Below are 13,337 nucleotides of genomic sequence, written 5' to 3'. Positions count from 1 at the left end.
TCATCCGTGCCGCGCGATACGGCTACCGGCCGGGCTGTCAGTAGCCTGGTGGCCGTGAAGTCGACCGATCGCGCCAGCACTGTCCACTCCAGCACCGTCCGTGCCGGTTTCCTCGCTGCATGCTGCGCGGTGGCTCTGGTGGCGGGATGTTCGAGCACCGACACCGAACCCGCAGCCGAGCAGACAGCGTCCACGAACGAGGTGACGATCGCGGTGACGCCGACGACCACCACCGTCGTCGACCCCGGGGCCGAGCCACGCCGCGTGCTGGCGTTCGACACGGTCGATACGGACTCGCAGAACATCGACCTCACGACCACGTCCACCGTCCAACAACAGATCGACGTCGGGGCGGCGCAGGACTTCTCCAGTCCCGAATTGACGGTGCCCCTGAGCGCGTCGACGGCCGATGCCGTGCCGGACGACGACGCCTCGACCGGGGCGACGCGGTCGATCGACCTGACCATCGGGGCCGCCACCTCACCCGACGAGGGCCTGACCGACGCACTGTCCGCGTCGGAGGGCTCCACGGCGCGGCTGGCGGCCACCGAGTCCGGAGCGATCACTGCGTTGCACATCACTCCGGCCGATGCCGCGCTCGATACCGCCAGGGCAGCGATCGAACGCTCGTTCAACGCCGCGGTGTACCGCTCCGTCGCCTTTCCCGACGCAGAAGTCGGTGTCGGTGCCGTGTGGACCGTCGATCAGCAGGTGCTGAGCGGAATCACTCTGAACCAGCGCACGACGGTCACGCTGCGAGCACTCGACGGCGACCGGGCGACCGTGGATATCGCGATCACTCAGACACCCGAATCACCGGTGTGGAACCTCCCCGACAATTCCGGCACGCTGAACATCGCGTCGTACACCTATACGGGCTCGGGAACCCTGGACATCGACCTGACACAACCGCTTCCCGTCGGTGGGTCGATCACCGCGGGTGGCGATCAGATGTACACCGATCCCGACAGCACGACCGTGTTGCGGCAGACGGTCGGAGATTCGATCACCTGGGGTGACCGATGACACGAACCACCACGCGTCTACTGGCCGGGCTGTCGTTGGTCGGACTCGCCGCAGCCGCCGGATGCAGCTCGGACGAACCGTCGGAGGCCACCGCGCCTGCACCCACTGCCGTCGCCGCTCCGGATCCCCTGCTCGGTGTACCCATCACCGACAGCGCCGTTCTGACAGCATCGATGCTGGGGCTGGGCGATTTGCCGGACGGCTTCTCCTCGATTCCGGACCCGGTCCGGGACCTGGGACTGGACCCAGCCCCGGACTACGACTCACCCGACAAGTCCAGCACCGACCCGGCTGCGTGCGCGGCCGTACTGGCACCGGTCTCGGAACAACTCGGCGGTGCGGCGTCGTCCGCGGTGGCTCGCTTCTCAGGGCCGAACTTCTCGTCGATCGACGAGGACGCGGCGAGCTACACGGGCACCGGAACAGCAGAGGCGTTCGCATCGGTGCAGCAGGCGTGGACCGGGTGCGCCGAGTTCACCGGCACGGGTGCCGACGGGGTGAGCGTCGACTACGCGTTGGCGGGCCGCGAGCAGCCGCAGATCGGTGACGCGTCCGCCTCCATTCGTCTGACCACCAGCAGCGAGGGATTCACGTTGATCTCCGACGTCGTGGTGGCCGTAGTCGATTCGACCGTCCTGCAGATCGTCGTATCGGATCAGAGTGGACTCGAGCCCGCGACTGTCACAGCCGTGGCCGAGGCCGCCGCCGACCGTATCCGAACGGCCACGCCCAGCGCCTGAGTCGGTACGAGCCTCCGAACGAAGAACTGCCGGTGACATGTCCCCGAGGGGAGATGTCACCGGCAGTTCAGGTTCGGTCAGAGACGATCGGCAGGACTCAGGGTGCGGGGCACGCCGGGCTGGTCAGCTGCGCGAGCGAAACGATGCCGCAGGCGTTCTCCTTGGAGAGCTTCCACACGCCGTCCTCGGGGACGAACTGGAACGTGCCCGGGTTGGCCTGCCCGTTGAGGGTGATGGTGATGCCCGCGTTGAGAACTCCGGTACCGAGGTCGTCGATGCTGGTGATCTCGATCTGAGCGTTGTTGGCCACAGCAGCGGCGGCAACCTGGTTGATCAGATCCGGGTCCTCGGACGCGCCCTGGATCAGAGCCGCCTTCTCCTCGACCGGGACGTTGGGATCGAGTCCGCGCATGAGCTGGGTGTTGAGCTCCTCGACCGTGGGTGCGGGCGGGTACGCGCCGCCCGCGGGTGCAGCCGTCGATGCCGAAGTCGTGGCGGCCGTGGTCGTCGTAGCAGTCGTGCCGCCTTCTTCGGAGCTGCAGGCAGTCATGGTGAGGGCTGCGGCGATGGCGATACCGGCAACCATTGCCCGTCGGGTGTTGCGAAGCTTCAAGTGCTTGTCCTTTTCACTCTGAGTCACGTCTCGATCGTTCTGTGACTCGTCGGTCGTTGCGGGTAGTGGTCGTCTCGGACCGGAGTCCACTATGTCAGCTCGGATCGGTCGAGACACAACCCGTAACGCCTACCTGTGAAACCTCACAGAGTTTCCTCAGCTCTGCCACAACTCACTTCAGGCTGTCGAGAACATCGGCGACGACCAGGTTCTCGTCCGATTCGGCAAAGGTACGCGCGGTCCCGGGCCCGGTGGTGCGGGTCTCGAATCGCACGGTCACCACCGCGTGCCCGGCACCCTGCACCCAGCCGTGACCGAATTCGGGATGCCTGACGTCCATGCCGGGCTGCCACCGCGGGCCGTCCGGAACGACGACGTCCGCGGCGGCCGCCACCGGCACGGCCGACTCCTCGGTCGCGTCTGATGCATCCACGACCGGTTCGTGTTCGAGTTCGGGGAACAGCGACCCCTGCCGAACGGCCGACAGCCCGGCCAGACCGACCCCGACCAGCCGGATCGGTCCGACGTCGACGGGATCGACCGCCAGTCGCTGTGCGGTGGCCACGATCGTCTGCTTGTCCACGGTCGCGTAGGGCAACGTCGCCGATCTGGTGATGATGCTCATGTCGGACTTGCGCAGTTTGAGTACTACCGTCCTGGCACCCCGACCGTCCTTCAGCAGTCTGCGATGCGTCGACTCGACGATGGCCTCGATGGCAGGGCGCAGCTGAGCGAGAGAGATGACATCCTGCGCGAACGTGGTTTCGGCGCTGACCTGCTTGGCCTCGGCGCGCTCGGCCACCACTCGATTGTCGATGCCGCGCGCCAGCTGATGCAGGCTCGGCCCCATCGTGGCACCGAGAATCGACGCCACCTCGGACTCGGGGGTGGCCACGAACTTGCCGATCGTATCGATTCCCAAGCGCCGCAACCGCTCTCCAGCCACCGGGCCGATCCCCCACAGCTTCCGCACCGGCAGGGCAGCCATCAGCTCGGCCTGCACTCCCGGAGCGACGACGGTGATTCCGTCGGGCTTCGCCAGGCCCGACGCGATCTTGGCGATCTGTTTTCCCGATCCGGCACCGATCGAGGCCACCAAACCGGTCTCGGCCAACACCAGGGCGCGCAGATCCGCGCAGAACTGCTCGACCTCGCTCACTTTCGCGCCGCCCAGTTCGATCGGCTCACCGAACGCCTCGTCGATCGAGAGCTGTTCGAGGACGGGCATCCGCCCCCGCAGTGCCTCGAACGCCCGCCGACTCAACTCCGAGTACAGCGGGAACCGCGGCGGCAGGACCACCGCACTCGCACCGACCAGCCGACGTGCCTGATGCATCGGCATCGCCGATCGGGCTCCGAACGCACGCGCCTGATAGCTGCAGCCCGCCACCACACCTCGCCCGCCTGCTCCGCCGACGAGAACCGGGCGGCCCCGGAGCGTGGGCCGAGTCAGTTGCTCGGCGGAGGCGAAGAACGCATCCATGTCCAGGTGCAGCACCCATCGGCGACTCCGCAGGGTGTCGTCGGCGATGTTCGGCACGGTCAGCGAGGATCGACGGTGAAGCCGAGCGCCTGACCAGCGCGTTCGGGTGTCGGATCCGACCACAGTTCACCGTAGTTCTCGGTCGTGGTCAACGATCGGGTATGCGCGGTGTCGATGTACAGCGTTCCGCCGAGGTGGTCGGTCTCGTGAGCCACGATTCGGGCCGGCCAGCCGCGGACCACCTCGTCGATCTCGTGACCGAATTCGTCGGTGCACTCGAGCCGTACCTCGGCTGCCCGGGTCACGACGGCCTGGTATCCGGGAACGCTGAGACAGCCCTCGTAGAAACCTGCCGTCCTCGACCCCACCGGCGCGTACCGGGGATTGACCAACACTCGGAACGGCAGCGGCGTGCGCTCTCGCGCACGAGCGACCGCCTCGCCGACATCGAACAGATCCTCGATCACAGCAATCTGCAGCGGAATGCCGATCTGCGGCGCAGCGAGACCGACGCCCGGTGCGGCGTGCATCGTCGCCCGCATCACCTCGACCAACTCCGCGAACGTGTCGGCGTCGAGTTGCCCGTCGTACGCCGCTGCCTGCGAACGAAGAACCGGGTCACCGGCGGCGACGATCGGCACGACGCCACCGCGAGCTCCGGCGAGGAGCTCGTGAACGGCACCGACCACCGCCTTCTCGGTCATATGCCCTTCGCCCACATGTCCTCCACTCACGACGACTTCGTGACCGCTGCCCGAACTCCTTCACCGAGATCGCTGCCGTCGTCTCCGACGCGTCCGTCGACGAGGGAGAGTGCGAGCACCTCGCGCGCGATCAGATCCCGGTGAGTGTCCAGCCACGCCTGTCGGTGCTCGGGCACCTCGATGACGATGTCGATGCGGTCCGAGACGTCGAGTCCGTGATTACGACGCGCGTCCTGCAGTTCGCGGATGCGATCCTTGGCCCAGCCCTCCGCCTCGAGCTCCTCGGTCACGGCGGAATCGAGCACCACCAGGCCGGCGTTACCGGGCAGAGGCGCCGTCGACTCCGGCTCGGCAGCAACGAGTTTGCGGGTGTACTCCTCGGGCAGCAGTGCTGTTCCCGCTGCGCTCACGACACCGTCGGCATCCTCTTCCCAATCGCCTGCCTTGACGGCCTTGATCACCTTCTGGACGTCCTTGCCGATACGCGGGCCCGCAGCACGCGCGTTGACGACGAGCTCGAACTTTCCGTGTACGGCAACGTCGTCGGTGAGGTCGACCTTCTTGACGTTGACCTCGTCGGCGATGATGTCGACGAACGGACGCAAGCGCTCCGCATCGGCGGCGGCAACCGTCACCTCGGGCAGCGGCAACCGCACTCGCAGGTTCTGCGCCTTACGCAGACCCAGCACGGTGGAGCACACGGTACGAACCTCGTCCATGCTCTCGACGAGTTCCGGATCCGACGGCAGTTCGTCGGCCTCGGGCCAATCCGTCAGGTGCACCGAGCGGCCACCGGTCAAGCCCCGCCACACCACCTCACTGATCAGCGGCAGCAACGGAGCTGCGATGCGCGTGAGCACCTCGAGTACGGTGTGCAGGGTGTCGATCGCGTCGGCATCCTCGCTCCAGAACCGCGAACGAGACCGTCGCACATACCAATTGGTCAATGCATCGCAGAACGTGCGCAGCTCGTCGCAGGCACCGGCGATGTCGTTGCCCTCGAGCGCATCGGTGATCGCGTCGCGGGTGGCCGACAGCTTGGCGAGAACGTAGCGATCGAGCACGTGCGGCGAGTCGGTACGCCACTGGCCGGGGGTCGAGGCGTAGAGCTGAAGGAAGCTCCACGCATTCCAGATCGGCAGCAGTGCCTGCCGCACTCCCTCGCGGATGCCCTGCTCGGTGACGATCAGGTTGCCGCCGCGCAGGATGGGTGACGACATCAGGAACCACCGCATGGCGTCGGAGCCGTCGCGGTCGAAGACCTCCTTGACGTCCGGGTAGTTACCCTTGGACTTGCTCATCTTCAGACCGTCGTCGCCGAGCACGATGCCATGTGCGGCAACAGTTTTGAATGCAGGCCGATCGAAGAGCGCGGTCGCCAGCACGTGCAGCGTGTAGAACCAGCCGCGGGTCTGCCCGTTGTACTCGACGATGAAATCACCCGGGTTGTGCGTGGAGAACCATTCCTCGTTCTCGAACGGAAAATGCACCTGCGCATACGGCATCGAGCCCGACTCGAACCAGCAGTCCAGCACCTCGGGAACGCGACGCATCGTGGACTTACCGGTCGGGTCGTCCGGGTTTGGTCGCGTCAGGTCGTCGATGTACGGACGATGCAGATCCGTCGGACGCACACCGAAGTCACGCTCGAGCTCGTCCAGGCTGCCGTACACGTCGAGACGAGGGTAGGCGGGGTCGTCGGACGTCCAGGCCGGAATGGGGCTGCCCCAGTATCGGTTTCGGCTGATGTTCCAGTCTCGTGCACCTTCGAGCCATTTGCCGAACTGGCCGTCCTTGATGTGCTCGGGCACCCAGGTGATCTCCTGGTTGAGCTCGACCATCCGATCACGGAACTTGGTGACCGCGACGAACCACGACGGAACCGCCATGTAGATCAGCGGCTGACCGCTGCGCCAGCTGTGCGGGTACGAGTGCTCGATGGTCTCGTGCCGCAGCAGGCGGCCCGAGGCCTTGAGGTCCTTGATGATCACCGGGTTGGCATCGAACACCATCAGACCCTCGTACGGCGGCACCAGCGAGGTGAACTTTCCGCCCGCGTCGAGCGGTTGCACCACCTCGATACCGTTCGCGGTGGCGACGTCCATGTCCTCTTCACCGAAAGCTGGTGCGAGGTGCACGATTCCGGTGCCCGAATCGGTGGTGACGTAGTCGGCCTGCAGCACGCGGTGTGCGTTCTCGTGGCCGAGGAAGAAGTCGTACGGCGGTGCGTAGGTGAGTCCGACCAACTCGGTGCCGGTGTGCTCCGAGAGCACCTCCGGCTCCTCCCCCAGTTCCTTCGCGTAGTGCGGAAGACGCGCAGCGGCAAGCACGTAACGCTCGCCGTCCGTGCCTCGCACCTGCACGTAGTGCACATCGGGGTGCACCGCGATCGCCAAGTTGGACGGAAGGGTCCACGGAGTGGTGGTCCAGATCAGTGCGTTCGCGCCGTCCAGCGGTGAGCCGGGAGCCGTCAACGGCATCGTGACGGTGACCGCGGGATCCTGACGCATCTTGTATGCGTCGTCCAGGCGGGTCTCCTGATTGGACAAGGGCGTCTGCTCGTACCAGCTGTACGGCAGAACTCGGTAGCCCTGGTAGATCAAGCCTTTGTCGTGCAGCGTCTTGAACGCCCACATGACCGACTCCATGAAGTCGACGTCGAGGGTCTTGTAGTCGTTGTCGAAATCGACCCACCGCGCCTGCCGGGTGACGTAGTCCCGCCACTCGTCGGTGTACTGCAGTACCGACTGCTTGCAGTAGGCGTTGAACTTCGCCAGGCCCATCTCGTCGATCTCGGACTTGTCCTTGATGCCGAGCTGCTTCTCCGCTTCCAGCTCTGCGGGCAGACCGTGGCAGTCCCAACCGAACCGACGCTCGACCTTCTTGCCGCGCATGGTCTGGAAACGCGGGACGAGATCCTTGACGTACCCGGTGAGCAAATGTCCGTAGTGGGGCAGGCCGTTTGCGAACGGAGGGCCGTCGTAGAAGACGAATTCCTCGGCATCTGCGCGGTTGTCGATGCTGGCCCGGAACGTACCGTCCTCGGCCCACTCGTGCAGCACGATGCGCTCGAGATCGGGGAACGGAACACTTCCCGATCGACCTTCGGCCAGGTCCACCAGCGGGTACGACTCGCTCGTGGGACGTGAGCTCGAATCAGTCATATCTGTCTCCTCCGTGCCGGACGCGTACGAGACGCGACATCCGTTGGCACGGGGACGACATTCGACGATCTGGACGCCGATACCGCGGTACCACCCCGCTTGCTCGCACTCGACGTTCCTGCCGTCGGAGCGAGCCACTCCACGTGAGCTGTGACGGGCTCACCCGTTCGGTTCTACTGAACGTCAATCCGAAACACCTCGGCGCTTCGCATCGACGTCGTTCTTCCGAAGGCTCCCCGGTGATGGCCGGATCGACGCCTGAACCTACCTGTCCTGAAGGTGATGCTACCTGTCGAGTTCTGGCGGTGGTCGACGGCCGGTGAGCGCGCCGACCAGGAGCAGAATCGCTCCGAGGATGCACACCACTATGCACGCCCAGGCCCACACGACGGACCCCGTCATCAGGGCGAGAACCAAGAATCCGAAACCGATCGCCGCTGCGCCGAGAGTCAGGACCAACACGGGATTCCTCGCTCACCATTCGCCATGACAACCGGGTCCGACGCTGCCGTCATCGGCAGCGTCGGCGGACGCAGTCGAGCGTCAGTTGCCCTTGGCGTACGACTGGCTGTACCCGGACGACTGGTTGTCCTGATTGAAGTTGTCCTGGCCGTTGTCGACGGGCAGAGCCGACGAACGATTCTCGAGCTCTTCGAGCTGAGATTCGAGGTACGACTTGAGGCGCACCCGGTATTCGCGCTCGAACGTCTTGAGCTGCTCGATGCGGCCTTCGAGAACGGAGCGCTGCTGGTTGATCGTCGCCATGATCTCGGTGTGCTTGCGCTCGGCGTCGGCCTGCAGTGCGTCGGCCTTCTCCTTGGCCTGACGAAGCTGGGTCTCGGAGCGAGTCTGTGCGTCGGAGAGCAGCGACTCGGACTTCTGCCGAGCCTCGGACATCATCGACTCGGAGCGCGTGCGGGCATCGGACACCAGACGCTCGGCGTTGGTGCGAGCATTGCCGAGCAGCTGCTCGGACTCCGACTTGGCATCACCGGTGAGACGATCGGCCATCTCCTGAGCGAGGCCGAGGATCTTGGCGGCCTGCATGTTGGAGTCGCCGCTCTGCTGCGGGGCTGCGGCAACGGGTGCGACCGGTGCAGGCTGCTGGACCACAGGCGCGGGCTTGGGGGGATCCACCGGGCGCGGCGGCTCGACCTTCGGTGCCGCGACCTGAGCGGGCTGCGGGTTCTGCCGAACCGAGCTCTTGGCATCCGCGAGCTCCTGATCGAGCTCACCGACTCGCTGGCGGAGGTCGGCGTTCTCTTCGATCAGTCGCGACAGCTCTTGCTCGACGAGGTCGAGGAAAGCGTCGACCTCGTCTTCGTTGTAACCACGCTTACCGATAGGCGGCTTGCTGAACGCTACGTTGTGCACATCAGCTGGAGTCAGCGGCATGGAAGGATCCCTTCACGCGTCTTGGGGCGGTAGAGCAAGCATTCAGTTATATGCCATTCCGCGCGAGTGCAGAACAATCAAACTGTAACTGGCGTCCATTCTGTCACACAGGACACGCAGCTTGCGCGCGTCCTACGTTCTAACATTCCATCTTCGGCCTCAGGCCGCGAGACCGCTGGTCACATTCCACGCGATGAAGACGACGAACAGCAGGACCATGATGGACAGATCCAGCCGAACTCCACCGAGGTTGAGCGGCGGAATGATCCTGCGGAGAAACTTCACCGGCGGGTCGGTAACCGTGAAGATCGCCTCGAGCAAGATGACGACCACTCCCGTCGGTTGCCAATCTCTCGCAAAAGTCCTGATGAACTCGACGATGATTCGACCGATGAGAAGGAGCCAGAAAAGAAACAATACGATGTTGATCACCGTGAACACGATCACGGCTATACTCTGCCTGACTTCGCCAGGCTGAGCAAAGTGCGCTGGTCACAGCCTCGAACTACCGCTCCGAACAGAGAAACTCTCACTGCTGGCTGTAGAAACCGGTCTCAGCAATACGCCTGCGCTCCTGCGGCGATACATCGACATCGGCGGGCGAGAGCAGAAAGACCTTCGTCGCTACCTTGTCGAAGGAACCACGGAGCGCAAAGGCCAGACCGGCAGCAAAATCGACCAGTCGCTTGGCGTCCGCGTTGCTCATCTCCACCAGGTCCATGATCACCGGAGTGCCGTCGCGGAAGCGCTCGCCGATGGTGCGGGCCTCGCTGTAGTCGCGCGGACGCAGCGTGGTGATCTTCGACAGCGGACCTCCGTCGTCGACGATCGGGCTGCGTCGAGTTTCCGCCCGCACATCCATACGGGTGTCCATGGCCAGGGCTCCGCGAGTGGCCGTACCTCGGGTCGACGGCGCCGATGTACGTCCTCGGCTGCCGATCGGGGCCAGGGTGGCGGCCGGCCGGGGAGCCTCGTAGTCGTCGTAGTCGTCGTCGAGTTGAGCGTGCCGAGATCCACCGAACGACGGCTTCACGAACTCACGCTCGTCGATGTCGTCGTAGCTGTCACGCCCACCACGGGAGCTGCGTCGCGCGTCCGGATCGTCGAGGTAGTCGTCCTCGTAGTCGGCGAGCGGAACCATGCCGAAGTACGCCTTGAACTTGTGCAGGGTGCTCATCGTTCTGCCTTCCGTGGAGTGTGTCTACCGTCGATCCCCAGGTTCGCAAGTGTCTGTTGTGACTGATGTGATCCGTGGACTGTTATTGCGAGGTTATCGGCCGGGCCCCGAGTATTGCGGTACCGACACGCACGCACGTCGATCCGTGGCGCACAGCAGCTTCCAGGTCTCCGGTCATACCGGCAGACAGCTCGAGTGCCTCGGGATGATCGAGCAACAGACGATGGTGAAGATTCTCGAGGTCGGCGAACGCGGCCTCCGGTTCGGCGTCGAGAGGCGGCACCGCCATCAACCCCGCCAGACGTAACCCTGCTGCGTTCGACACAGCCTCGGCAAGCTCGCGGAGTTCGTCACGTTCGACGCCTCCGCGGTGCACATCGCCGTCGAGACTGACCTGAAGAAGCACGTCGAGTTCCGACCGACGCACGCCCTCGTCCAGAGCGGATGTGGTCGCTTTCGACAATGCCGCCACGAGCCTCGCACTGTCCACCGAATGGATGGAATGGGCCCAGGCCGCGACGGACTTCGCCTTGTTTCGCTGCAGATGCCCGATCATGTGCCACCGCGGCGGATCGGGGAGAAAATCCTCGGCCGTCTCGGCAACCTTCGGCGATGCGTCCTGCTCTCGGGATTCGCCGAAGTCGCGGCAACCGAGCCGGTACAGGGTGCGCACGTCCGACGCCGGAAAGAACTTGGTCACCGGCAGCAGAGCCACGTCAGCGGGCGTCCGGCCTGCATCGACACAGGCGCGGCGCAACCGCTCCCGCACCGACGTCAACGCCGTCTCGATCTCGACCGCACGGTCCGCGACCGGCCCGCCATCATCGATGGGTTCGCTCATGACATCCCCTTCTGCCGACTCAGCGATCGACCGCTGCGGGCCGATCGTCCGTCGATGCACTGTCCATCCACACCACGCTGGCGATCCGGCCGGTCGACCCTTCCCGGCGGTGGCTGAACAGAGTTCTGTCCTCGATGGTGCAGCGCGGATCCTGCGCCACTGCCGACACTCCCGCCGCGAGCAGTTGGGCCCGGACACCGGCGGGGATGTCGAGTCCCGGCGTGTTGCGAACCGTCGTCGTCGCACTGCCGGGGAGATGCTTGTCTACGTCCGCGCGCATCGCTGCGGGCACCTCGTACTGGCGTCCACTCGCGGCCGGGCCGAGAAATGCACCGATCCTCGCGGGCACCGCACCGAGCTCGACCATGGCCGCCACGACCCGAGGCACGATGCCGATACGGGCACCGACCCGACCTGCGTGCACAGCGGCGATCACTCCGGCTTCCTCGTCGGAGAGCAGGATCGGTACACAATCGGCGGTCAACACCACCAGCCCGAGGTCACGCTGCGTCGTCACCACTGCATCGGTCATCGGCACCGGCTCGGCCACGGGACCGTCGACCACCGTGACGGTGCGTCCGTGGACCTGTTCCATGAAGACGAGCCGCTCGACGCCCATTCCCAATCTCTCGCCGAGACGACGGCGGTTGGCCTCGACGGCCGACGGGTCGTCGCCGACGTGATCACCGAGATTGAAGGTGTCGAACGGGGGTGCCGAGACACCGCCCGCTCTCGTTGTCGAGACGCGTCGAACGCGGAACGGACCAGCGGGTGCGGTACCGCTCACCGCCGCATGAAGGACGGTACGTCGACTTCGTCTTCGCCCTCGTCCTCGGCGATCGGCACTCGACGGCCGGAGCCGACACCCTCGCGGCCCTGCCCGCCGCCGGATTCCCGGCTGGACGACTCACGGTTGGACGAGCTCGACGAGTTCAGCGGCGGCAGGCTGCTGCCACTCGGTGCACCGACCGGGTCACGGAACACAGCACCTTCGGAGCTCTCGTTCGTGCGCGAGGACACCTCACCGGAGCGGGCCGATCCGATCGGACCGCGCGTGGACGTGGCCGCTTCGACCGGGCGGCGCGTCGGGGTGCCACCGTCGAAGCCGGCGGCGATGACGGTCACCCGAACCTCGTCGCCGAGCGAATCGTCGATGACCGTTCCGAAGATGATGTTGGCGTCGATGTGGGCTGCTTCCTGCACCAGCGACGCAGCCTCGTTGATCTCGAACAGACCGAGGTCCGAGCCGCCGGCGATGGACAGGAGCACTCCGCGTGCGCCTTCCATCGACGCTTCGAGCAGCGGCGAGTTGATCGCCGATTCGGCGGCCTTGATCGCGCGACCTTCGCCGCGGGAGGAACCGATGCCCATCAGCGCACTGCCTGCGCCGGACATGACGCCCTTGACGTCGGCGAAGTCGACGTTGATCAGGCCCGGGGTGGTGATGAGGTCGGTGATGCCCTGGACACCGTTGAGCAGAACCTCGTCGGCGCTGCGGAATGCATCCATGAGGCTCACCGCTGCATCGCCGAGCTGGAGCAAGCGGTCGTTGGGGATGACGATGAGCGTGTCGCAGGATTCACGAAGCTGCTGGATGCCGGTATCGGCCTGTCCGCCACGACGCTTGCCCTCGAAGGAGAACGGCCGAGTGACGACGCCGACGGTCAGTGCGCCGAGCTTGCGAGCGATGTTGGCGACGACGGGAGCGCCGCCGGTACCGGTGCCGCCGCCCTCTCCTGCGGTGACGAAGACCATGTCGGCACCCTTGAGCACCTCTTCGATCTCGTCCTTGTGATCGTCTGCTGCGCGGCGACCCACCTCGGGATCGGCACCTGCGCCGAGTCCGCGGGTCAGTTCGCGGCCCACGTCGAGCTTGACGTCTGCGTCACTCATCAGCAAGGCCTGAGCGTCGGTGTTGACCGCGATGAACTCGACTCCCTTGAGTCCCTGTTCGATCATGCGGTTGACCGCGTTCACGCCGCCGCCGCCGATGCCGACGACCTTGATTACGGCGAGGTAGTTGTGCGGGGGCGTCATGGGCTCTCGCCTTCCATGGGTTGTTGCGTGAAATGTGGAAAACCCTCAACCTAAACCACAGGCTTAGAGTTATGTCAAGTACTGAACTGCTCGGAACGCTATTCATCCCCGACGGCTATCGCCATTAGGCGCGCCGACGCCGCGCCGGAAATATGCG

At 65.3% G+C, this 13,337-nt stretch carries 13 protein-coding genes; 2 read left to right on the top strand and 11 right to left on the bottom strand.

Features of this window, described 5'->3' with window-relative positions:
* Positions 1–54: 54 nt before the first annotated feature.
* Together CH294_RS20450 and CH294_RS20445 are read left to right on the top strand one after the other, a co-directional pair.
* Entirely contained in the window at positions 55–1,026 is a 972-nt protein-coding gene (locus CH294_RS20450) for a hypothetical protein (protein ID WP_249305404.1), read from the top strand.
* Positions 1,023–1,766 carry a hypothetical protein gene (locus tag CH294_RS20445; protein ID WP_094738925.1) on the top strand — a complete coding sequence of 248 codons (744 nt, stop codon included), beginning with the start codon at positions 1,023–1,025 and terminating at the stop codon, positions 1,764–1,766. The genes CH294_RS20450 and CH294_RS20445 overlap by 4 nt, the downstream gene beginning before the upstream one ends.
* Before the next feature lie 97 nt (positions 1,767–1,863).
* On the opposite strand, the gene CH294_RS20440 is transcribed toward CH294_RS20445, so the two are convergent.
* The 11 genes from CH294_RS20440 to ftsZ form a co-directional block, all read right to left on the bottom strand.
* The gene (locus tag CH294_RS20440) at positions 1,864–2,406 is read right to left on the bottom strand and encodes a hypothetical protein (RefSeq protein ID WP_249305402.1); all 543 of its coding nucleotides are present in this window, start codon (positions 2,404–2,406) and stop codon (positions 1,864–1,866) included.
* A gap of 145 nt (positions 2,407–2,551) precedes the next feature.
* Entirely contained in the window at positions 2,552–3,919 is a 1,368-nt protein-coding gene (locus CH294_RS20435; RefSeq protein ID WP_283164516.1) for a DNA polymerase IV, read from the bottom strand.
* Positions 3,920–3,921: 2 nt separating this feature from the next.
* Entirely contained in the window at positions 3,922–4,581 is a 660-nt protein-coding gene (locus CH294_RS20430) for a peptide deformylase (protein ID WP_249305400.1), read from the bottom strand.
* Positions 4,582–4,592: 11 nt separating this feature from the next.
* Entirely contained in the window at positions 4,593–7,730 is a 3,138-nt protein-coding gene (gene ileS / locus CH294_RS20425) for an isoleucine--tRNA ligase (protein WP_094704795.1), read from the bottom strand.
* Positions 7,731–8,015: 285 nt separating this feature from the next.
* Positions 8,016–8,192, bottom strand: coding sequence for a hypothetical protein (locus tag CH294_RS27550; RefSeq protein WP_032379034.1), 177 nt, complete (start codon positions 8,190–8,192; stop codon positions 8,016–8,018).
* Positions 8,193–8,273: 81 nt separating this feature from the next.
* On the bottom strand, positions 8,274–9,125 hold the full coding sequence (locus CH294_RS20420) for a DivIVA domain-containing protein (RefSeq protein ID WP_032379035.1): 852 nt from the start codon (positions 9,123–9,125) through the stop codon (positions 8,274–8,276).
* Between the two features lie 159 nt (positions 9,126–9,284).
* Complete coding sequence (locus tag CH294_RS20415; RefSeq protein WP_032379036.1) at positions 9,285–9,572, bottom strand: YggT family protein; 288 nt, start codon at positions 9,570–9,572, stop codon at positions 9,285–9,287.
* Positions 9,573–9,654: 82 nt separating this feature from the next.
* Entirely contained in the window at positions 9,655–10,302 is a 648-nt protein-coding gene (locus CH294_RS20410) for a cell division protein SepF (RefSeq protein WP_094738923.1), read from the bottom strand.
* Positions 10,303–10,384: 82 nt separating this feature from the next.
* Entirely contained in the window at positions 10,385–11,143 is a 759-nt protein-coding gene (locus CH294_RS20405) for a YggS family pyridoxal phosphate-dependent enzyme (protein ID WP_094738989.1), read from the bottom strand.
* A gap of 19 nt (positions 11,144–11,162) precedes the next feature.
* A complete protein-coding gene (gene pgeF, locus CH294_RS20400; protein ID WP_037150826.1) occupies positions 11,163–11,930 on the bottom strand; it encodes a peptidoglycan editing factor PgeF in 768 nt (255 codons plus the stop codon).
* Entirely contained in the window at positions 11,927–13,180 is a 1,254-nt protein-coding gene (gene ftsZ, locus CH294_RS20395; protein ID WP_032403952.1) for a cell division protein FtsZ, read from the bottom strand. The genes pgeF and ftsZ overlap by 4 nt, the downstream gene beginning before the upstream one ends.
* Positions 13,181–13,337 lie beyond the last annotated feature (157 nt).

The sequence above is a fragment of the Rhodococcus sp. 14-2483-1-1 genome (genome assembly GCF_002259335.1).
Taxonomy (GTDB): Bacteria; Actinomycetota; Actinomycetes; order Mycobacteriales; family Mycobacteriaceae; genus Rhodococcoides.
Note: the sequence above shows the minus strand (reverse complement) of the source record. Positions and strands in the feature narration are given on the sequence as shown.

Bases quoted from the DNA above. Each gene is read 5' to 3' on its own strand.
- CH294_RS20420 (WP_032379035.1), bottom strand. From the start codon at position 9,125: ATGCCGCTGACTCCAGCTGATGTGCACAACGTAGCGTTCAGCAAGCCG.
- CH294_RS20445 (WP_094738925.1), top strand. From the start codon at position 1,023: ATGACACGAACCACCACGCGTCTACTGGCCGGGCTGTCGTTGGTCGGA.
- CH294_RS20405 (WP_094738989.1), bottom strand. From the start codon at position 11,143: ATGAGCGAACCCATCGATGATGGCGGGCCGGTCGCGGACCGTGCGGTC.
- ileS (WP_094704795.1), bottom strand. From the start codon at position 7,730: ATGACTGATTCGAGCTCACGTCCCACGAGCGAGTCGTACCCGCTGGTG.
- ftsZ (WP_032403952.1), bottom strand. From the start codon at position 13,180: ATGACGCCCCCGCACAACTACCTCGCCGTAATCAAGGTCGTCGGCATC.
- CH294_RS20410 (WP_094738923.1), bottom strand. From the start codon at position 10,302: ATGAGCACCCTGCACAAGTTCAAGGCGTACTTCGGCATGGTTCCGCTC.